The sequence below is a fragment of the Variovorax sp. VaC1 genome (assembly GCF_043658315.1).
Classification (GTDB): domain Bacteria; phylum Pseudomonadota; class Gammaproteobacteria; order Burkholderiales; family Burkholderiaceae_C; genus Variovorax.
In genome coordinates this window covers 666,704-684,481 of record NZ_JBIGLT010000003.1, presented here as the reverse complement: position 1 = coordinate 684,481, position 17,778 = coordinate 666,704, and the positions used below count along the sequence as shown (strand labels likewise).

General features: G+C 67.6%; 19 protein-coding genes and 1 pseudogene. 10 read left to right on the top strand and 10 right to left on the bottom strand.

Annotated features, from left to right (window positions below):
- Positions 1-6: 6 nt before the first annotated feature.
- Both ACGLHS_RS15435 and ACGLHS_RS15430 read right to left on the bottom strand, forming a co-directional pair.
- Complete coding sequence (locus ACGLHS_RS15435; RefSeq protein WP_394480917.1) at positions 7-813, bottom strand: sulfite exporter TauE/SafE family protein; 807 nt, start codon at positions 811-813, stop codon at positions 7-9.
- A 7-nt stretch (positions 814-820) separates the two neighbouring features.
- Entirely contained in the window at positions 821-1,156 is a 336-nt protein-coding gene (locus ACGLHS_RS15430) for an antibiotic biosynthesis monooxygenase family protein (protein ID WP_394480915.1), read from the bottom strand.
- 110 nt (positions 1,157-1,266) lie between these two features.
- Here ACGLHS_RS15430 and ACGLHS_RS15425 point away from each other — a divergent pair, with 110 nt between their 5' ends.
- Both ACGLHS_RS15425 and ACGLHS_RS15420 read left to right on the top strand, forming a co-directional pair.
- The gene (locus ACGLHS_RS15425) at positions 1,267-2,193 is read left to right on the top strand and encodes a transglutaminase family protein (protein ID WP_093240486.1); all 927 of its coding nucleotides are present in this window, start codon (positions 1,267-1,269) and stop codon (positions 2,191-2,193) included.
- On the top strand, positions 2,190-2,684 hold the full coding sequence (locus ACGLHS_RS15420) for a GNAT family N-acetyltransferase (protein WP_394480912.1): 495 nt from the start codon (positions 2,190-2,192) through the stop codon (positions 2,682-2,684). The genes ACGLHS_RS15425 and ACGLHS_RS15420 overlap by 4 nt, the downstream gene beginning before the upstream one ends.
- Here ACGLHS_RS15420 and ACGLHS_RS15415 read toward each other — a convergent pair.
- On the bottom strand, positions 2,671-3,618 hold the full coding sequence (locus ACGLHS_RS15415; protein WP_394480910.1) for a crotonase/enoyl-CoA hydratase family protein: 948 nt from the start codon (positions 3,616-3,618) through the stop codon (positions 2,671-2,673). The two genes, ACGLHS_RS15420 and ACGLHS_RS15415, sit on opposite strands and share 14 nt — an antisense overlap.
- Positions 3,619-3,710: 92 nt before the next feature.
- Here ACGLHS_RS15415 and ACGLHS_RS15410 point away from each other — a divergent pair, with 92 nt between their 5' ends.
- Entirely contained in the window at positions 3,711-4,196 is a 486-nt protein-coding gene (locus ACGLHS_RS15410) for a YcxB family protein (RefSeq protein ID WP_394480908.1), read from the top strand.
- Between the two features lie 9 nt (positions 4,197-4,205).
- Here ACGLHS_RS15410 and ACGLHS_RS15405 read toward each other — a convergent pair whose 3' ends face one another.
- Both ACGLHS_RS15405 and ACGLHS_RS15400 read right to left on the bottom strand, forming a co-directional pair.
- The gene (locus ACGLHS_RS15405; protein WP_394480906.1) at positions 4,206-5,693 is read right to left on the bottom strand and encodes an ATP-binding protein; all 1,488 of its coding nucleotides are present in this window, start codon (positions 5,691-5,693) and stop codon (positions 4,206-4,208) included.
- The gene (locus ACGLHS_RS15400; protein ID WP_093240496.1) at positions 5,690-6,418 is read right to left on the bottom strand and encodes a response regulator transcription factor; all 729 of its coding nucleotides are present in this window, start codon (positions 6,416-6,418) and stop codon (positions 5,690-5,692) included. The genes ACGLHS_RS15405 and ACGLHS_RS15400 overlap by 4 nt, the downstream gene beginning before the upstream one ends.
- Before the next feature lie 97 nt (positions 6,419-6,515).
- Here ACGLHS_RS15400 and ACGLHS_RS15395 point away from each other — a divergent pair, with 97 nt between their 5' ends.
- The 5 genes and pseudogenes from ACGLHS_RS15395 (at position 6,516) to msrA (ending at position 9,914) form a co-directional block, all read left to right on the top strand.
- The gene (locus ACGLHS_RS15395; RefSeq protein ID WP_093240499.1) at positions 6,516-7,151 is read left to right on the top strand and encodes a cytochrome b/b6 domain-containing protein; all 636 of its coding nucleotides are present in this window, start codon (positions 6,516-6,518) and stop codon (positions 7,149-7,151) included.
- Positions 7,148-7,939 carry a molybdopterin-binding protein gene (locus ACGLHS_RS15390; protein ID WP_093240501.1) on the top strand — a complete coding sequence of 264 codons (792 nt, stop codon included), beginning with the start codon at positions 7,148-7,150 and terminating at the stop codon, positions 7,937-7,939. The genes ACGLHS_RS15395 and ACGLHS_RS15390 overlap by 4 nt, the downstream gene beginning before the upstream one ends.
- A gap of 100 nt (positions 7,940-8,039) precedes the next feature.
- Positions 8,040-8,306 carry a pentapeptide MXKDX repeat protein gene (locus ACGLHS_RS15385; RefSeq protein WP_093240504.1) on the top strand — a complete coding sequence of 89 codons (267 nt, stop codon included), beginning with the start codon at positions 8,040-8,042 and terminating at the stop codon, positions 8,304-8,306.
- A gap of 88 nt (positions 8,307-8,394) precedes the next feature.
- Positions 8,395-9,117, top strand: a pseudogene (locus tag ACGLHS_RS15380) (cytochrome c biogenesis CcdA family protein); the annotation flags it as partial.
- Positions 9,118-9,212: 95 nt separating this feature from the next.
- Positions 9,213-9,914 carry a peptide-methionine (S)-S-oxide reductase MsrA gene (gene msrA / locus ACGLHS_RS15375; RefSeq protein WP_394480901.1) on the top strand — a complete coding sequence of 234 codons (702 nt, stop codon included), beginning with the start codon at positions 9,213-9,215 and terminating at the stop codon, positions 9,912-9,914.
- 1 nt (position 9,915) lies between these two features.
- Here the strand turns inward: msrA and ACGLHS_RS15370 are convergent, their stop codons facing one another.
- Positions 9,916-11,211: an acetyl-CoA hydrolase/transferase family protein gene (locus ACGLHS_RS15370; RefSeq protein ID WP_394480899.1), complete on the bottom strand. Its 1,296-nt coding sequence runs from the start codon at positions 11,209-11,211 to the stop codon at positions 9,916-9,918.
- A 63-nt stretch (positions 11,212-11,274) separates the two neighbouring features.
- A complete protein-coding gene (locus ACGLHS_RS15365) occupies positions 11,275-12,300 on the bottom strand; it encodes a class I fructose-bisphosphate aldolase (RefSeq protein ID WP_394480897.1) in 1,026 nt (341 codons plus the stop codon).
- Positions 12,301-12,472: 172 nt separating this feature from the next.
- On the opposite strand from ACGLHS_RS15365, the gene ACGLHS_RS15360 reads away from it, so the two are divergent.
- Positions 12,473-13,057 carry a DUF2844 domain-containing protein gene (locus tag ACGLHS_RS15360; protein WP_394480895.1) on the top strand — a complete coding sequence of 195 codons (585 nt, stop codon included), beginning with the start codon at positions 12,473-12,475 and terminating at the stop codon, positions 13,055-13,057.
- Positions 13,058-13,096: 39 nt separating this feature from the next.
- The gene (locus tag ACGLHS_RS15355; protein WP_394480893.1) at positions 13,097-14,449 is read left to right on the top strand and encodes a DUF3443 family protein; all 1,353 of its coding nucleotides are present in this window, start codon (positions 13,097-13,099) and stop codon (positions 14,447-14,449) included.
- On the opposite strand, the gene ACGLHS_RS15350 is transcribed toward ACGLHS_RS15355, so the two are convergent.
- The 3 genes from ACGLHS_RS15350 to ACGLHS_RS15340 are packed head-to-tail and all read right to left on the bottom strand — an operon-like array spanning position 14,446 to position 17,720.
- The gene (locus tag ACGLHS_RS15350; RefSeq protein ID WP_394480891.1) at positions 14,446-15,618 is read right to left on the bottom strand and encodes an NAD(P)/FAD-dependent oxidoreductase; all 1,173 of its coding nucleotides are present in this window, start codon (positions 15,616-15,618) and stop codon (positions 14,446-14,448) included. The two genes, ACGLHS_RS15355 and ACGLHS_RS15350, sit on opposite strands and share 4 nt — an antisense overlap.
- 43 nt (positions 15,619-15,661) lie before the next feature.
- Positions 15,662-16,561, bottom strand: a complete 900-nt coding sequence (locus ACGLHS_RS15345) for a delta(1)-pyrroline-2-carboxylate reductase family protein (RefSeq protein ID WP_394480889.1) — start codon at positions 16,559-16,561, stop codon at positions 15,662-15,664.
- 13 nt (positions 16,562-16,574) lie between these two features.
- Complete coding sequence (locus tag ACGLHS_RS15340; protein ID WP_394480887.1) at positions 16,575-17,720, bottom strand: branched-chain amino acid ABC transporter substrate-binding protein; 1,146 nt, start codon at positions 17,718-17,720, stop codon at positions 16,575-16,577.
- Between the last annotated feature and the right edge of the window lie 58 nt (positions 17,721-17,778).

Here is a 17,778-nt window from a genome sequence, read left to right as displayed (position 1 = left end):
ATCGCTTCAGGCTGCGCCCGCGGCCCGATACGCCATCAAGAGCGCCATGCAAACCACCAGCACCAGGAAGTACTTGCGCAGCGCGCGTTCTTCCAGCCCTGTGGCAAGCCGGGCCCCCAGCGCCGTGCCGATCCACAACCCGACCACGACAAACCCCAGCAGCACCCACGGCAACCCGTTCGCCAGGCTGGCATAGACGAACACGGCCGGCAGCGCGAGCGGCAACGCGTTGATGGCAAGGCTGACCGCCTGCGCCCGGTGCTGCGAGTAATGCAGTGCCACCGTCAGCAGCGCCGTGATGGCCAGCCCGCCGCCAATGCCGAGCAGACCCGACGAAGCGCCCGCCACCACGCCCACCGCCAGCAATGCAGGCATCGAACCGCGCGGCTCGTCAGGCAGCGCAATGCCCACGCCGGCCGGGTGCGGAGACGGCGACTTCAGCACCACGAGCGCCGCCAGCACCAGCAGGTAGCCGACGAACATCCATCGAAGGGCCGCGTCGCCCACGCCATGCGCACCGCGCGCGCCCAGGTAGGCGCCGCCCAGAAAACCCAGCGAGATCCAGACCACCGTGCGCCACGACGCACCGTGCCCCGACACCCGGTAGCGCAGGAACCCCGCCAGACTGGTCGGCACCAGCTGCGCCGCGAGCGAGATGCCTTGCGCATCGTGCTGCCCCAGGCCCGGCATGAGCGCCAGCGCGGGCACCAGCGCACCGCCCGGGCTCACGCCCAGCAAGCCGGCCACCGCGCCCGAGAAGACACCGATCGCCAGACCGCCCAGCACCCGGACGAGGTCGAACGATTCGGTCATGCGCCGGCTACGCCCCGGCCTGGCCCGAAGGCGCCAGCATGTGATCGATGCGGCTGTCTCCATAGGTGCGCACCACCTCGGAGATCACCACCTTGTACCCATCGAGCCAGTTCGCCTGCGCGGCCTTGGCCTGCTGGTGCACCGGATGGCGGATCAGCGCCTGCAGGCTGTCGAGCGACTCCCAGTAGTACACGTTCGACATCAGCCCGTTGCCGGTGTTCTCCCACGTCTCTTCGCCCAGGTAGCCGGGCAGCGACTTCGCGGCCGCGGCGATGGTCTGGTCGAGGCGATGGAACTCGTCGTCGAACTGCTTCTTGGCGAAGATGAAGGTGGCGGAAAACATGGCGGCCGGAATCTCCTGGATGAAAGAAGACGGCCCGAAAGATCGGGCGGGCGCCGATTCTGCGGCATCGGGCCGCCGCAAGCCACCACTTGTCTTGTGAACGCGTGAGAATGCAGCGCATGGCCATCCAGTACGACATCACACACACCACCGTCTACCGCTACAAGAAGCCGGTCACCTTCGGCTTGCACCGCGTGATGTTCCGTCCACGCGACAGCCACGACCTGCGCGTGCTGGCCACCGACCTGCAGGTGAGCCCGCAGGCCTTCACGCGGCTCATTCAAGACCCGCATTCCAACTCCGTGGCGCTGGTGCAGCCGATGGGCGAGGCCACCGAGCTGCGCATCACCTGCTCCTTCACCATCGAGCATGTGCCCGCGCAGCAAGACCAGCTCGCGCTCGACCCGGCCGCAGAGTTCTTGCCCTTTGCCTATTCGGTGCAGGAGCGCCTCGACCTCGAGCACTACCTGCGCCCGCACCACGACGACGACAACCAGGGCACGCTGATCCGCTGGGCCCACCAGTTCCTGCACACCGACCAGCCGAACAGCACGCGCGAAGTGCTCACGCGCATGAACGCGCACATCGGCCAGAGCCTCGAATACAAGGCACGCGACGAAGAAGGCACGCAGACGCCGCTTGCCACGCTGGCCCTGGGCAGCGGCAGTTGCCGCGACTACGCACTGCTGATGATGGAAGCCGCGCGCCGCCTGGGCATCGCGACGCGCTTCGTCTCCGGCTATCTCTACGACGCCGCGCTCGACCGCGCCAACCAGACCGCCGGCGAATCGATGACCGGTGCCGGCACCACCCACGCCTGGCTGCAGGCCTACCTGCCCGGCGTCGGCTGGCTGGCATTCGACCCCACCAACAACCTGATGGGCAGCGGCCAGCTGATCCGCGTCGGCGTCACGCGCGACCCCGCGCAGGCGGCGCCGATCTCGGGCAGCTGGTATGGCGACGCCGAGGCGTACGAGGGCCTCGAAGCCACGGTGGTCGTCACACGCCGGGGTGCCGGCGGTGCAACCGGGCCATGACGACATCGCAGAAAACGCCGTGGCAATTGCGCCCCGCCCGCGCCAACGAGGCTGCGCTGCTGAGCGACATCGCCCTGGCTTCCAAAGCCCATTGGCCGTACCCCGCCGCACAGCTGGAGCGCTGGCGCGGCGACCTGACGGTCGAGCCAGCGCAGCTCGATGAACGCTATGCGCGCGTGGCCGAAGTCGCCGGTGAGGTGGCGGGCTTCGTCATCATCGTGCCGCCGCAGGCCGATGCGAATGCCGAGTGGCTGCTCGACCACCTCTGGGTCGTTTCGGCCCACATGGGCCGCGGCATCGGCCGCGCGCTGCTGATGGCCGCCCGGCAGCTCGCGGCCGCGCAAGGCGCCAGCACCTTGCACATCGACGCCGACCCGTACGCCGAAGCCTTCTACCAGGCCTTCGGCGCGCAACGCATCGGCGCCATCGCGGCGCCCATCGAGGGCCAGCCCGAACGCCAGCGGCCGCAGATGCGGCTCACGACCGGCTGACCGGCACGGCCGCCCGCGCCGCGGCCAGCTTTGCTTCGAGTTCCGCCACGAGCGCCCTCGCCTCGTCGCCCTCGGGAATGTCGCGGCCGCTGTCGCGCCACGTGACGGCGCTCTTGAAACCCTCGGCCTCCGCCTGCCGACGAAACCACATGCCCTCGGGGTTGTGGCGCGTGATGCCGTCGAACACGGTGGCGAACATCTGGCTTTGCTCCAGCCCCATCGAATGCCACACCTGGTTGACGACGAGCTTGTGCATCATCAGGTGCGAGCGCGGCACGCCCGCGATGCGCTGCGCCAGCTTCAGCGTGGCGTCGTCGAGTTGCGCGGCGGGCACGGAGAAATTGGCGAGGCCCCATTCGGCCGCCTGCGTGCCGGGGATGGTGTCGCCCGTGAACATGAGCTGCTTGGCGCGCAGGGCGCCCAGGCGGTAGGTCCACATCGCGGTGGTCGGGCAGCCCCACACGCGCGTGGGCATGTAGCCGATGCGCGCGTCGTCGGCCATGGTCAGCAGGTCGCAGCACAGCGCGATGTCACTGCCGCCGGCCACTGCGTAGCCGTGCACCTTGGCGATGGTCGGCTTGTTGCAGCGCCACAGGGCCATGAAGTCTTCGGTGTTGCGCTTCATGGCGGCGTAGTCGAGCATCGGGTCCCAGGGCGTCTTCTCTTGCCGGCAGGGGTGGTCGCCCTTCCCTTCGCGGCCTTGGCCTTCGGCGTAGTCGCCCAGGTCGTAGCCGGCGCAGAAGGCACGGCCCGCGCCTTCGACCACGATCACATGCACTTCGTCGTCCGCCTCCGCCCATTCGACCGCGCGGCGGATCTCGGAAGGCGTGGTCTCGCCGATGGCGTTGAGCTTCTCGGGCCGGTTGAGCACGAGGCGTGCGATGCGCGGGTATTGCGGGTCCTTGTCGATCAGGACGGTCTTGAAGGCGGGCATGGTCTTGTGTCTCCTTGGGTTGGGTCGCAATGCTCTTGTAGCATCGCCCCCAGGCCAACCGGCACAGGCAAACCACGGGGGAGCACCGCGCGATGACGGCGACATTCAGAATTTCCGAAGACGACTACGCGGCCGCGATGAAGCTGTTCGCGCGGCCGACCTTCCTTCGACGACTGCTGCTGACAAGCATCCTCACGGTGCTCCTGCTCGTCGCACTTTCCGCAGGCCGCGAACTCTGGCCAGCCACCCTCGGTGGCGTGATCGGCCTGGTCATTGTGGTTGTGATCACGACCATCGTGGCGCCGCAGATAACACGCAGGCACTACCGCAAGTACAAGGCGATTCACGGGGAATTCACGGCCGAACTGCTGGACACAGGCGTGTGCATCGCGTCGGAGCACGGTGACTACACGCTGATCTGGGAGAACATTCTCAGATGGCGCTATGACGAGCGCTTCGTGCTGATATATCCAATGCCGCGGATGTTCCACATCCTGCCGAGGTCGGTCGCGGAACAGGGCTTCGATGTGACGGGGTTGATCGAGCGGCTGAACCGGCACGTGGGGCCGGCGTACTGACCCCAGCGATCAGGCCGCCCCACTCAACTGAAAGCGGAACACCGCGCCCTTGTCCGCCTGCTGCACGAGCCTGATGTCGCTGTCGTGCAGCTGCAGGATGCGCTTGACGATCACCAGGCCCAGGCCGCCGCTGCTGGCGCTGTCGGTGCGCGAGCCGCTCATGAACACAGGGCGCATGAACAGCGCCTTCTGCAGTTCGCCCGGAATGCCCGGCCCCGTGTCGCTCACCTGCACTGCCACGCCGCCGTTCTGGGCACGCAACTGCACCTCGATCTGGCCGCCCGCCGGCGTGTGGCGGATGGCGTTGTCGAGCAGGTTGGTCAGCACGCGTTCGATCATGCCGAGGTCGGCCGACACCACCGGCAGGCCCGGCGCGATGTCGGGCTTGAGCTGCTGGTGGCGCGCCTCGGCCGCCAGCTCGAACTTCTGGAACACGTCCTGCACGAGATCAGCCAGCGCAAAGCTTTCCTTCTCGGGCTTGACCACGCCGTATTCGAGCCGCGCCAGCTCGAACACCTCCTGGGCGAGGCGGCCCACCTTGCGGCTCTGGCCGAGCGCGATCTCCAGGTAGCGGCGCCGCTCTTCCTCGCTCAGCGTGCCAGCCTTGAGCAGCAGCGTTTCAAGGTAGCCGTGCAGCGACGTGAGCGGCGTGCGCAGGTCGTGCGAGATGTTGGCGAAGAGCTCCCGGCGCTGCTGGTCCTGCAACGTGAGTTCACGCCATTGCTCGGCGATGCGGCGCGTCATCTGCGTGAAGGCTTCGCCCAGTTGGGCGATTTCGTCATTGCCGCGCGACAACCGCTCCAGCCGGGGCGTTTCGCGCTCCAGCGATGCGATGCCTTCGGTCTCGAAGCGCTTGACCGCCGCCGTCAGCTCGCGCAGCGGCCGGGTGATGAGCCGGAAAGCGGCAAGGCCAGCCAGCAGGCCCAGCAGCGCCACCAGCCCCATCGACCAGAGCGTGGTGCGCAGCACGTTGTTGGCCGCGACGTTGGCGGCCAGCGCATCGTGGTCTTCGCCCTGCAGCACCACGTAGACAAAGCCGGCATCGCGCCCGTCGACACGCAGGGGCGCCACGCTGAACACCTTGCCGGCGCCGCCCTCGCCGCGCGGATCGTCGCCCAGCACCGGCAGCGGTGCACCCGCGAGCAAGCGGCGGATCGGCGCGAGGTCGACCTTGTCGTGCTTCAGGTGGCCGGGCGGTGCCGCCTGCGCCGCGATGCGGCCCTCGGGGTCGAGCAGGTAGACCTCGACGCTGGGGTTCACGGCCATCAGCTTGTCGAACAGGTCCTTCACCGCGTCCTGGTTGAGGCCGCCGGGCCGCATCAGCTCGGAGTTGCCCGCGATGTGCGCCGCCAGGCCGCTCGACAGCCGCTGGATCACTTCCTGCTCGTGCTGCCCGTTGGCGCGCATCTGCAGCCATGCCGATGCGCCGCAGCAGGCCAGCAGCAGCACCGCAAACACGGCGGACAGCCGCCGCGACAGCGTGGCCCAAGCCATCATGCGGCGCCCTCCTCGCCGGTTCCGGTGGCTGACAGCTTGTAGCCGCGCCCCCAGACCGTCAGGATGCGGCGCGGTTCGGCCGGGTCGGCCTCGACCTTGGTGCGCAGCCGGTTGATGTGCGTGTTGACCGTGTGCTCGTAGCCGTCGTGCTGGTAGCCCCAGACCTGGTTGAGCAGGTCGAGCCGCGAGAACACCTTGCCGGGATGGCGCGCGAAGAAGTACAGCAGGTCGAACTCGCGCGGCGTGAGTTCAATGAGCTTGCCTTCGACGCGCACCTCGCGCGCCAGCGGCTCGATGTCCAGGTTGCCCAGCGTGAGGCTGCCCGATTCCATGCGCGCATTGCGTGCCAGTGCGTCGGTGCGCCGCAGCAGCGCCTTCACCCGCGCCACCAGCTCCAGCACCGAGAAAGGCTTGGCAAGGTAATCGTCGGCGCCCAGCTCCAGCCCGAGGATGCGGTGCACCTCGCTCGACCGCGCGCTGATGATGATGATCGGCGTGTAGCGCGCCATGGCGCGGGCGCGGCGGCAGATTTCGAGGCCGTCGATGCCGGGCAGCATCAGGTCGAGCACCAGCGCGTCCCAGTTGCCGCGCTCCAGTTCACGCAGGCCGGCGTGGCCGTCGGCGGCGTGTTCCACCCCATAGCCTTCGTCGCGCAGGTGCATGCGCAGCAGTTCGGCAATGTGGGCGTCGTCTTCGACGATCAGCACGCGCTTGGGGGTGTCCATGGCGCCGATTGTCCCGCGATACGGATTTTGGAGTTATCACGATTAATTGAACTTTGCGTGATGAATCGGCCATGGGGTGCGCCCAACAATCCGCCCCATGAACAGCACCGCCATCGCAAGCACCGCACCCGATGCCCGCCCCATCCACCCGCTGTGGATGCGCATCACGCACTGGCTGAACGCGCTGGCCGTGCTGATCCTGGTCACGAGCGGCTGGCGCATCTACGACGCGTCGCCCTTCTTCCCGTTCACCATCCCGACCGTGATCACGCTCGGCGGTTGGCTCGGCGGTGCACTGCAGTGGCACTTTGCCGCCATGTGGCTGCTGGTCTTCAACGGCTTCGTGTACCTGGCCATCAACATCGCCAGCGGCCGGTTCGCGGCCAAGTTCTTCCCGGTCACGCCGGCGGGCATCTGGCACGACGCGCTGGCGGCGCTGAAGGGCCAGCTCTCGCATGCCGACCCGCGCCGCTACAACAGCGTGCAGCGCCTGGCCTACCTGTTCGTGATGCTCGACCTGATCGTGATCGTGCTGTCGGGCCTGGTGCTGTGGAAGTCGGTGCAGTTCGCCGTGCTGCGTGACCTGCTCGGCGGCTACGAGTTTGCGCGCCGCATCCACTTCTTTGCCATGGCCGCCATCGTCGCCTTCGTGGCGCTGCACCTTGTGATGGTGGCGCTGGTTCCCCGCACCCTGCTGACCATGATCCGCGGCCGCGCGCCCAAAGCCCGATGAAAATCTTCAAAGCCCCCTCCCTGACCGGCATCGACGGCGACGCCGTCGTGCGCGAAGCCCGCTCGCTGATTGCGAAGAAGCTCGACCAGCCCGCGCGCCGCGCCTTCCTGCAGCGCTCGCTGACGCTGGGTGGCCTGTCGCTGCTCACGGGCTGCAGCATCAGCGACGAGAGCCACGTCGAAGCGGCGCTGACGAAGATCTCGCGCTTCAACGACAAGGTGCAGGGCCTGATCTTCAGCCCCACGCAGCTTGCGCCGACCTACGCTGAATCGGAAATCACGCGCCCCTTTCCGTTCAATGCCTACTACGGCGAAGACGAGGTCCGCGAGGTCGACGAAGCCAGCTACAAGCTCGAAGTGACCGGCATGGTCGCCGACAAGCGCAGCTGGACGCTGCCCGAGCTGCGCGCCATGCCGCAGCACGACCAGATCACGCGGCACATCTGCGTGGAAGGCTGGAGCGCCATCGGCAAATGGGGCGGCGTGCGCTTTGCCGACTTCCTGCGCCACATCGGCACCGACACCACCGCCAAGTACGTCGGCTTCAAGTGCGCCGACGACTACTACACCAGCATCGACATGCCCACCGCGCTGCATCCGCAGACGCTGCTGACGCTGACCTACGACGGCCAGCCCCTGCCGCCCAAGTACGGCTTTCCGATGAAGCTGCGCATGCCCACCAAGCTTGGCTACAAGAACCCGAAACACATCAAGGCGATTTTCGTCACCAACACCTATCCCGGTGGCTACTGGGAAGACCAGGGCTACAACTGGTTCGGAGGGAGCTGAGCGGCTGCCACAGCCGCTCGACTGCCGATGAAAGTGCGAGGCCGCGTTCCCTGGAACCGCGCCATTTTTTGAAAACGAAACCTCAACTGGAAGACTTCAAATGAACAAGCTCACCGCAACCCTGCTCGCAACCTGCATGGCCTTTGCCGGCGCCTCGGCCTTCGCTGCCGACGAGATGGCGAAAGACGGCATGGCCAAGGACTCGATGTCCAAGGACGGCATGAAGAAAGACGCCATGGCCAAGGACGGCATGGCCAAAGACGGCATGAAGAAGGACTCGATGGCCAAGGATTCGATGTCGAAGGACGGCATGAAGAAGGACGCCATGGCCAAGGACAGCATGGGCAAGGACGAGATGAAGAAGTAAGCGCCGGGCGCTTTCTTCCTTCTTCTGTCCCCGCCTCTGCCTTGCAAGCCATGCGCCGCCCGGTGCGACCCGCACCGAAGGAGCCTTCGTGATCCTGTTCGTGCTGTCGTACCTGAGCGGCGCGCTCACCATCTTCGCGCCCTGCATCCTGCCCGTCGTGCCCTTCGTGTTCGCACGGGTCGACCAGCCCTTCGCGCGCAGCGGCCTGCCGCTGCTGGCGGGCATGGCGCTCACCTTCGCCGCCGTGGCCAGCCTCGCGGCGGTCGGGGGCGCATGGGCGGTACACGCCAACGAAATCGGCCGCTACCTCGCGATGGCGATGCTGGCGCTGCTCGGCCTTACCCTGCTGGCACCGCGCCTTTCGGCACGGCTTGCGCAACCGCTGGTGACGCTGGGCGCGCGGCTGTCCGATACGGCCGATCGCAGGGCACGGCGCGCACCGGCGTCCCCCGTTCCCTCTTTCATCCTCGGCATCGCCACCGGCCTGCTGTGGGCGCCCTGCGCCGGCCCGGTGCTGGGCCTCGTGCTGACCGGTGCCGCGATCCACGGCGCCAGCGTGCAGACCTCATTGCTGCTGCTGGCCTATGCGGCCGGCGCGGCCAGTTCGCTCGCCCTCGCCCTGTGGACCGGCGGCCGGCTGTTCGCGGCCATGAAGCGCTCGCTGGGCATCGGCGAATGGGTCCGCAAGGGCCTGGGCGTGGCGGTGCTCGCGGGCGTGGGTGCCGTGGCGCTCGGGCTCGATACGGGCCTGCTGGCGCAATGGTCGTCCGGCGACGGCGGCATTGGCCTGGAGCAACGCCTGCTCGAACGCTTTCACCCACAGCAGCCGCCATTGACGCCCGGCAGGTTTGGCGTCAACGTCTCGTCAACCGGTTTCGCGACCGACACCTCTCTCAAGGAGACCCCATGAAATCCTTCGCACTCACCGCAGGCACGCTCGCCGCCGCGCTGCTGGTCTGGCATGCCGTGCCCTCGTTCGCCGAAACGGCCCGCCGCGTGCCCGCGCCCACCGTCGACCTTGCGGCCCCGCCGACCGCGAAGACCGAAACCGCGGTGTTCGCCGGCGGCTGCTTCTGGGGCGTGCAGGGTGTGTTCCAGCGCGTCAAGGGCGTGAGCAACGCGGTGTCGGGCTATGCCGGCGGCGACGCCAAAACCGCGCGCTACGACGAAGTCGGCTCGGGCAGCACCGGCCATGCCGAATCGGTGCGCATCACCTACGACCCGCAGCAGGTCAGCTACGGCAAGCTGCTGCAGATCTACTTCTCGGTGGCGCACGACCCGACCGAACTCAACCGCCAGGGGCCCGACAGCGGCACGCAGTACCGCTCGACGGTGTTTGCCGAAAACGCCGAGCAGGCCCGTGTGGCCAAGGACTACATCGCGCAGCTCAACCAGGCCAAGACCTTCGGCAAGCCGCTCGCGACCACCGTCGAGATGTCCAAGCCCTTCTATGCGGCCGAGGACTACCACCAGGACTACCTGACGCTGCACCCCAACCAGCCCTACATCGCGATCAACGACCTGCCGAAGATCGACGACCTGAAGAAGCTCTTCCCCGAAAGCTACAAGGCCACGCCGTCATTGGTGCGCGCGGCCAAGGCCAGCTGAGTCAGAGCAGCTTCGCGCGCCTGGCCTGCTCGGTCAGCTCCGCGCGGAAGTTCGGGTGCGCAATGGCGATCAGCGCCTGCGCGCGCTGCTTCGCCGACTTGCCACGCAACTGCGCCACGCCGTATTCGGTGACCACGTAATTGATGTCGTTCTTGCTCGTGCTCACATGCGTGCCGGGCGAGAGCGACGGCACGATGCGCGAGATGGTGTCGCCCTTGGCCGTCGAGGGCAGCACGATGAAGGCCTTGCCGCCCCGCGAGCGGTTCGCCGCGCGCACGAAGTCCGACTGCCCGCCCGTGCCCGAGTACGGCGCGTGCCCCAGGCTCTCGGAGCCGCACTGCCCGAGCAGGTCGATCTGCATCGTGGCGTTGATGGCGATGAGGTTGTCGTTCAGCCCCGCCAGCGCCGGGTCGTTGGTGAAGTTCACCGGGTGCATCTCGAGCGCCGGGTTGCGGTCCATGAAGCGATACAGCTTGCTCGAACCCAGCGCGAAGGTGGCGACCGACTTGCCCGGCAGGTAGTTCTTGCGGCGGTTGGTGACGGCGCCGCTTTCGACCAGCGTAAGGATGCCGTCGCCGATCATCTCGGTGTGGATGCCCAGGTCGCGCTTGCCCGTGAGCTGCATCACCACCGCATCGGGAATGCCGCCATAGCCGATCTGCAGCGTCGAGCCGTCATCGATCAGCTCGGCCACGTGCTTGCCGATGGCCTCCTGCACGGGGCCGATCTTGGGCAGGCCGACTTCCATCACCGGCGCGTCGCTTTCGACCAGCGCCGCCACCTGCGAGATGTGCACGTGGCAGTCGCCATACGCAAAGGGCACGTTCGGGTTCACCTCCAGCACCACCGCGCGCGCCTTCGCAATGGCAGCCATGGTGTAGTCGGCGCCCAGGCTCACGGCAAAGTAGCCGTGCGCGTCCATCGGCGACGCCATGCTGAACACCACCTCGGCCGGAATCTGTTCGCGCTCGATCTGCGCCGGGATCTCCGAGAAGTAGTTGGGGATGAAGTCGATCCAGCCCTCCTGCCCGCCTGCACGGGTGGCGCCGCCGAAGAACAGCGCGACGTGCCGCACATGCTCAGCCGTCTCGGGGTCGATGTAGGCGTACTTGCGCATCGCAAGAATCTGCGCCACCTTGACGTCGCGGAAGTCGCGCCGCTGCTCCGACAGTGCGGTCAGCAGCGTGGGCGGCTCGCCGACGCCGGTCGGCACGATGATCATGTCGCCGTTGCGCACGTGGCGCACGGCATCGGCGGCGGAAACGCGCTTTTGCGCGTACAGGTCTTGCATCGTCATGAAGCGGGTCTTGTCTCTCGTTGTCTGTTTGTTGATCGATTGCTTGCTTGAACGAGTGATCGCTCAGCGCGGCGCGTCCTTCTGCGCGTCGTACGCCCCACGGCGCGCCGCCCGGTTGCTGCGGGTGCGGAACACCAGCGCCTGCTGGGCCGCGGCGACGTTGGCCGCATCGCCCTTCCATGCATCGAGCGCCGGCTGCTGCACCGCGCGAGAAAAGGAAAAGGTCAGCGCCCACGGCAGGCGCGACCTGAACTTCGTGTTCATCGCATTGAGGCGGGCCGACGCCAGCTGCGCCGACTGCCCGCCCGACAGGAACGCCACGCCGGCCACGGCCGCGGGCACGGTGCGCAGCAGGCAGGCGACGGTGGCATCGGCCACGGCCTCGACCGAATCCTGCACCTGGCTGCCATGCCCCGGCAGCACCATGTTCGGCTTGAGCAGCATGCCTTCCAGCAGCACGCCTTGCGCGTTCAGCTGGGCGAACACTTCGCGCAGAACCTCTTCGGTCACCTGCGCGCAGCGCGCGAGCGAATGGTCGCCGTCCATCAGCACCTCGGGCTCGACGATGGGGACCACCCCGGCCTCCTGGCACAGCGCCGCATAGCGCGCGAGCGCATGGGCATTGACGTCGATGCAGGCACGGCTGGGCAGGTCGTCGCCGATGGCGATCACGCCGCGCCATTTGGCAAAGCGCGCGCCCATGCCGACGTACTCGGCCAGCCGTTCGCGCAGCCCGTCCAAGCCCTCGGTGACCGTCTCGCCCGAGTGGCCAGCCAGCGCCTTCGCGCCCATGTCGACCTTGATGCCCGGGATGATGCCGACGTCGGCCAGCGCCTTGGCGAACGGCGTGCCGGCATTCGTCTTCTGCCGGATGGTTTCGTCGAACAAGATCGCGCCGCTGATGCTGTCGCCCAGGCCGGGCGCGGTGACGATCAGCTCTCGCCAGTCGCGCCGTGCGCCCTCGGTCTGCGGAATGCCCAGCGCCGCGAAGCGCTTGTTGCAGGTGGCGTTGCTCTCGTCCATCGCGAGCAGGCCCTTGTCGCCGGCGACCAGCGCCTGCGCGGTATCGATCAATGTCTGTGCGGTCATGTCGGGACACCTCTCTGGCGGCGATCCTACGCCCTCGCCGCGAACTCGTTAACACTGCCAACCTGATCGCTGGCCGACTTGGCGTGCCAGCCTATGCAGGCACACAGGTCTTTGCCCACCCGGTGCCAACGAGATGTAATCTCCGCGCGTCGGCACGTCAAAGGAAAACTGCATGAAGAGCAGGTCACAAAAATGTCATGCGCACCGTGCCCAACGGGCCGCCCTGCTGGGCGGCTTCGCGCTTGCGCTCGGCGCGGCCGGCATGCCCTCGGCGTTTGCCGAACTGGGGGGTGCCCCCACGCTGAGTGCCGCCAGCGCGCGTTCGGTTCAGCGCCTTGCCGTCGAGTCGAACAAGGCCAGCAGCCCAGCGACCAGCACCGAACCGGCAACGGGCGGCAGCGCAACGACAGGAACAACGCCAAGCTGGACCACGCGCGAAACCACGCTGCCCGACGGCCTGATCGAGCGTGAATACCTGACGGCGGACGGTGTCGTGTTCGCGGTGGCGTGGCGCGGCTCGCACCGGCCCGAACTCTCGGTCTTGTTGGGCACCCAGTACGCCACGCAGATGTCCCGAAACGCACGCGCGCTGCGCCTGCAAGGCAAGGGTTCGCACGGCACGACTTCGCAGAATGACGAGACGTTCGCGGTGCAGGCCTCCACGCACCAACGCTCTTCGACGGGCGTTGCCTGGCTGCCGAAGTTGCTGCCTGCCGGCGTCAGTCCGGATGCGCTGTCGATCCCGCCAGGCTCCTGAGCCTCTCAACCCTTGATTCAGTCACCAGCCAACATGCCCATGGAATCACAGCAGGCAAGCAACGAACGCATGACCGGCGCCAGCGCGCGTGCGAAGGCAATGCCCCCGCGCGCCAAAGCCTGGCTTTTCAGGGCTGCGGCCATGGCTGCATGCGCGGCGGGCCTCGCTGCCTGCGGTGGGGGCGGCGGTGGAGGCGGCGGTGGCCTGCCGATCGGGTTGCCCCCTGTCGCGGCTCCGGCCCCTGCACCGGCCCCGGCCCCGGTGGCAAGCACGCAGAATTCGATGACCGTCACGGTGGACCGTGGAACGGGTTCGAGCGGGGTCAATCTTCCACAGGTCAGCGTGCAGCTCTGCGCGCCGGGAACGAGCAACTGCCAGACGATCAACAACGTGCTGATCGACACCGGCTCCACGGGCTTGCGGATCACCGCCGCCGCCATCAATCCTTCGCTGCTCGCGGCCTTGCCGCGCGAGTCGGTGAACAGTGCGCCGCTGAATGCGTGCCAGCAGTTCCTTGATGGCTACACCTGGGGAACGATGCGCGTGGCCGACGTCACGCTGGGGCCGAAATCGGCGGCGGCGCAACCGCTGCAGATCGTGGGCGACACGGCGGCGGGCGGCGCCCCCGTCACATGCTCGGACAACGGCACGCTGGCGGCTGAAAACACCCCCGCTGACCTTGGAACGAACGGCATCATCGGCATGGCGGCCTTCCTGCACGATTGCGGTACGGCCTGCGCGCAGCAGGTCGTTGCGGCCACCTACTACACCTGCCCCTCGGGAGGTGCGTGCCAGGGAAGCATGGTGCCCCTCGCGATGCAGGCCCAGAACCTCGTGGCCGCTTTCGCGCAGGACAACAACGGGGTCGTGCTCAGCCTGCCTGCGATCTCGGCGGCAGGCCAAGGCACGACGCTCGGCACGCTCTACTTCGGCGTTGGCACGCAATCCAACAACGCGATGAGCGGCGCGACGGTGCTGCGAACCAATCCGCAGACGCTCGCCGTCTCGGCGACCTACAAGGGCACGAGCTTTCCCGACAGCTTTCTGGACAGCGGCTCGAACTTCTTCTTCCTGAACGATTCCGCGATTGCCAAATGCCCGAGCGGTTCGTTTGCGGGCTTCTATTGCCCCGCGAGTTCATTGCCCCTGTCGGCCAGCTTCACCGCGGCAGGCGGGTCTTCGTTGAGCCAGAACTTCTCGATCGCGAATGCGCAGTCGCTGTTCACGAGCAACCCGGGCGCGGTGGCGGTCAACGATGTGGCCGGCACCGGCATCAATGGCGCCATCGATTTCGGCTTGCCGTTCTTCTACGGCAGGCTGGTGGCCGTGCTGAACGAAGGGCAGACGGCGCTGGGCCAGGCGGGGCCGTTCACCGCGCTGGCGTCGCCCTAGATCACGTTCTTTTCGAGCAGCGGCCGGTTCTTGAGGATGCGGTCGAACGAGACCGCAGAAAGATCGAGGCTGCGGTATTCGCCAAAGCGGATCAACTCCGCCACGCCCCGCCCCGCCGCCGGGCATTGCTGCAGCCCGTGGCCCGAAAAACCGTTCGCAAAGAACAGGTTGTCGCAGTCAGGGTGCAGGCCGAGGATGGCGTTGTGGTCGAACACGTTCATCTCGTAGTAGCCGGCCCAGGCGCCCGTCATGCGGATCGCCTCGAAGGCCGGCACGCGTTCGGCCAGCGCGGGCCAGATGAAGTTGTCGAAGGCGTCGTACTCGACGTCGAGCGGCACGTCGTCGTGGTCTTGCGCCTCGGGCGGCGCGAAGCCGCAGATGAACTGGCGGCCCTCGGGGCGCAGCCAGATGCCCGAGGTGTCGATCACCAACGGGCAGCCCGGCAATGCGTCGGGGCATGAAAAGCTGAACACGCTGCGGCGGCGCCCGCGCACCGGCAGCGCAATGCCCGCCCAATCGGCAACCTTCGCGGCCCAGGCGCCCGCCGCGTTGACGACCACGTCGGCATCGAGCACCTGGCCGCCGTCGAGTTCGACACCGGTCAGCGCGCGCCCCTTGCGCCGCAGGCCGGTGGCATGGGCCTGCACATAACGCACGCCTTGCGATACGGCCTTCTTGCGAAAGGCCTGCAGCAGGCTGTAGCCGTCGTACCAGCCTTCGCCCGAGAGGCCGAGCGATGCGAGGGCGACGCCGTCGGTCGAGATCCACGGAAAGCGCGCCTTCAGCTCGTCGGGCGTCATCAGCGCCACGTCGACCGCGTGCGCCTTCTGCATCGCATGGTTCTCGCGCAGCACGTCGACACCGGCCTGTGAAGCCAGGTAGAGGTAGCCGGGCTCGACCAGGCCGATGTCGGGCACGTCGTCGCCCACGCGCAAGGTCTCGCCGAGCTTGCGGAAGAAGTCGATGCCATAGAGCGACATCTCGATGTTGATGGCGGTCGAGAACTGCTGGCGGATCGAACTGGCCGACAGCGCCGACGACGCCTGCTTGTACGAAAAGTCGCGCTCGACCACCGTGACCTCGAAGGGCTCCTCTTTCGGCTCCCGGGTCAGGAAGTAGGCGATGGCGGAGCCGATGGCACCGCCGCCGATGATCACCACACGACGCATGAATTGCCTTTCTTCTTGCTTCTGCCCTGCATCACAGCCGGCGTCATTGCTGATTCTTGTACGCCAGTTGCGCCGCCGCCAGGTCCCACAGCGCATGGCCCACGGTCTTGACCAGCACCGGCCGATCGGCCGCCACGGGCGATGCGCCGGCAAAGGCCTGCACGGTGGACCATTCGACGTCGGCCTGGATCAGGTCGCCTGCTTCGGCGCGCGCGCCCTCCAGCGTATCCACAAACACGGCGCAGCGCCGCACCACCTCGGGCGGCACTTCGGCCATGTCGGCGCGGTAGGCGCCGATGGCGATCACGGTGGCGTCCGGCCGCAATTGCGGCGGCACCACGGGATCGCATGAATTGGTCGTGGCCACGACCACGTCGGCTTCCGCGGCCGCGGCCGTGGGGTCGGCGACCGCGCTGGCATCGACACCGCGCGCCCGCATGTGTTGCGCCAGCGCTTCGGCATGCGCCTGCGAGCGAGCGTGAACCTGCAGGTGCCGCACGCCCCACACCTCGGCGAAAGCCTCGGCATGCGCATGCGCCTGAACGCCCGCGCCGATCAGCAGCATGCGAGCCCCGCCCTTACGCCCTGCCCGCATGGCACCCGCCAGCGACAACGCCGCCGTACGCCGAGCCGTCAGCACATTGCCATCCATGCCGAGCAGCCGGTTGCCGTTGGCCGCGTCCATCAAGGTCACGTCGCCCTGCACCACCGGCAGGCCCTGCGCGGCGTTGCCGGCGTGCACGGTCACGGTCTTCAGCACCGCGAAGCACAGGTCGGCCGCGGGCATCAGCAGCATGACGCCGCCGGCCGCGAGCGGCACGCAGGTGCGGGGCGCGGCGTGCGCCTCGCCCCGGCGTTCGCGCTCGAACATCTGCAGCAGCGCATCGACCAGCGCACCGTAGGGAAGCGCTGCGGCGGTTTCCGCCGCGTTCAGGGTTCGCATGCGGGTGCTGGCGTCAGGAGCCGGCTACGCGAACGCGCTTGCCGTCCTTGTAGGTGAAAACGGTGAAGTCAGGCTTCTGCAGGTTGCCCTTGGCATCGAAGCTGATGGTGCCGGTCACGCCGTCGAACTTCACCTTGCGCATGGCCGGCAGGTAGGCCTCGGGCTCGACGGAGTTGGCCGCGCGCATGCCCGCGGCCAGCGCCATCATGGCGTCGTAGAGGTACGGCGCATAGGTCAGCACATCGACACCGAAGCGGGCCTTGTAGCGCTGCTCGAACTCGGCGCCCTTCGGGGTCTTCTCCAGCTCCTTGCCGCCGCGCGTGCAGTACAGCAGGCCATCGACGGCGCCCGCGCTGATCTTGGCGACTTCGTTGGTGCACAGCCCATCGGTGCCGAGCAGCTTGGCGGTGATGCCCAGCTGTTTCATCTGGCGCGCGATCAGGCCGCCTTGCGCGTCCATGCCACCGTAGAACACCACGTCGGGCTGCTTGGCCTTGATGGTGGTCAGGATGGCCATGAAGTCGGTGGCCTTGTCGCTGCCGTACTCCTGCGCCACGATGTTGCCGCCCAGCGCCTTCACGCCGCGCGTGAAGACCTCGGCGGCGCCTTGCCCGTAGGCGGTGCGGTCGTCGATCACGGCGATGTTCTTCGCCTTCAGGTCCTTCACGGTGAAGTTGGCGATGGCAACGCCCACGTCGTCGTCGCTGGCCAGGATGCGAAAGACGTTGTCGTAGCCCTGCTTCGTGAAGGTCGGGTTGGTCGCGGTGGACACGTCGGGCAGCCCCGCGCGGCTGTAGACGGCCGATGCCGGAATGGCCGCGCCCGAGTTGAAGTGGCCGAGCATGCCCTTCACGCCCATGTCGGCCAGCTTGTTGGCGACCACCATCGCCTGCTTGGGGTCGGCCTGGTCGTCTTCGGACTGCAGCACGAACTTGATCTTCTTGCCGCCGATCACCAGGCCCTGCTTGTTCAGGTCTTCGACCGCAAGCCGCGCGCCGTTGTCGTTGTCCTTGCCCCAGTGGGCGGCGCCACCGGTCAGCGGGCCGGCGTGGCCGATGGTGACGGTCTGCTCGGCCTGCGCCCACGCGGCGGCGGGCAGGCCCAGGACGGAAGCGAGCGCGATGCCCAGGGCAGCGCGCCGTTTGCACGAAACAATCATCGGAAGTCTCCTCGTATCGTTGGCAGGGGTCGGCACGCAGAATAGAGTCGTGACCGCG

Coding starts and splice junctions, on each gene's coding strand:
- ACGLHS_RS15435 (WP_394480917.1), bottom strand. CDS start 813: ATGACCGAATCGTTCGACCTCGTCCGGGTGCTGGGCGGTCTGGCGATC.
- ACGLHS_RS15430 (WP_394480915.1), bottom strand. CDS start 1,156: ATGTTTTCCGCCACCTTCATCTTCGCCAAGAAGCAGTTCGACGACGAG.
- ACGLHS_RS15425 (WP_093240486.1), top strand. CDS start 1,267: ATGCAGCGCATGGCCATCCAGTACGACATCACACACACCACCGTCTAC.
- ACGLHS_RS15420 (WP_394480912.1), top strand. CDS start 2,190: ATGACGACATCGCAGAAAACGCCGTGGCAATTGCGCCCCGCCCGCGCC.
- ACGLHS_RS15415 (WP_394480910.1), bottom strand. CDS start 3,618: ATGCCCGCCTTCAAGACCGTCCTGATCGACAAGGACCCGCAATACCCG.
- ACGLHS_RS15410 (WP_394480908.1), top strand. CDS start 3,711: ATGACGGCGACATTCAGAATTTCCGAAGACGACTACGCGGCCGCGATG.
- ACGLHS_RS15405 (WP_394480906.1), bottom strand. CDS start 5,693: ATGATGGCTTGGGCCACGCTGTCGCGGCGGCTGTCCGCCGTGTTTGCG.
- ACGLHS_RS15400 (WP_093240496.1), bottom strand. CDS start 6,418: ATGGACACCCCCAAGCGCGTGCTGATCGTCGAAGACGACGCCCACATT.
- ACGLHS_RS15395 (WP_093240499.1), top strand. CDS start 6,516: ATGAACAGCACCGCCATCGCAAGCACCGCACCCGATGCCCGCCCCATC.
- ACGLHS_RS15390 (WP_093240501.1), top strand. CDS start 7,148: ATGAAAATCTTCAAAGCCCCCTCCCTGACCGGCATCGACGGCGACGCC.
- ACGLHS_RS15385 (WP_093240504.1), top strand. CDS start 8,040: ATGAACAAGCTCACCGCAACCCTGCTCGCAACCTGCATGGCCTTTGCC.
- msrA (WP_394480901.1), top strand. CDS start 9,213: ATGAAATCCTTCGCACTCACCGCAGGCACGCTCGCCGCCGCGCTGCTG.
- ACGLHS_RS15370 (WP_394480899.1), bottom strand. CDS start 11,211: ATGACGATGCAAGACCTGTACGCGCAAAAGCGCGTTTCCGCCGCCGAT.
- ACGLHS_RS15365 (WP_394480897.1), bottom strand. CDS start 12,300: ATGACCGCACAGACATTGATCGATACCGCGCAGGCGCTGGTCGCCGGC.
- ACGLHS_RS15360 (WP_394480895.1), top strand. CDS start 12,473: ATGAAGAGCAGGTCACAAAAATGTCATGCGCACCGTGCCCAACGGGCC.
- ACGLHS_RS15355 (WP_394480893.1), top strand. CDS start 13,097: ATGGAATCACAGCAGGCAAGCAACGAACGCATGACCGGCGCCAGCGCG.
- ACGLHS_RS15350 (WP_394480891.1), bottom strand. CDS start 15,618: ATGCGTCGTGTGGTGATCATCGGCGGCGGTGCCATCGGCTCCGCCATC.
- ACGLHS_RS15345 (WP_394480889.1), bottom strand. CDS start 16,561: ATGCGAACCCTGAACGCGGCGGAAACCGCCGCAGCGCTTCCCTACGGT.
- ACGLHS_RS15340 (WP_394480887.1), bottom strand. CDS start 17,720: ATGATTGTTTCGTGCAAACGGCGCGCTGCCCTGGGCATCGCGCTCGCT.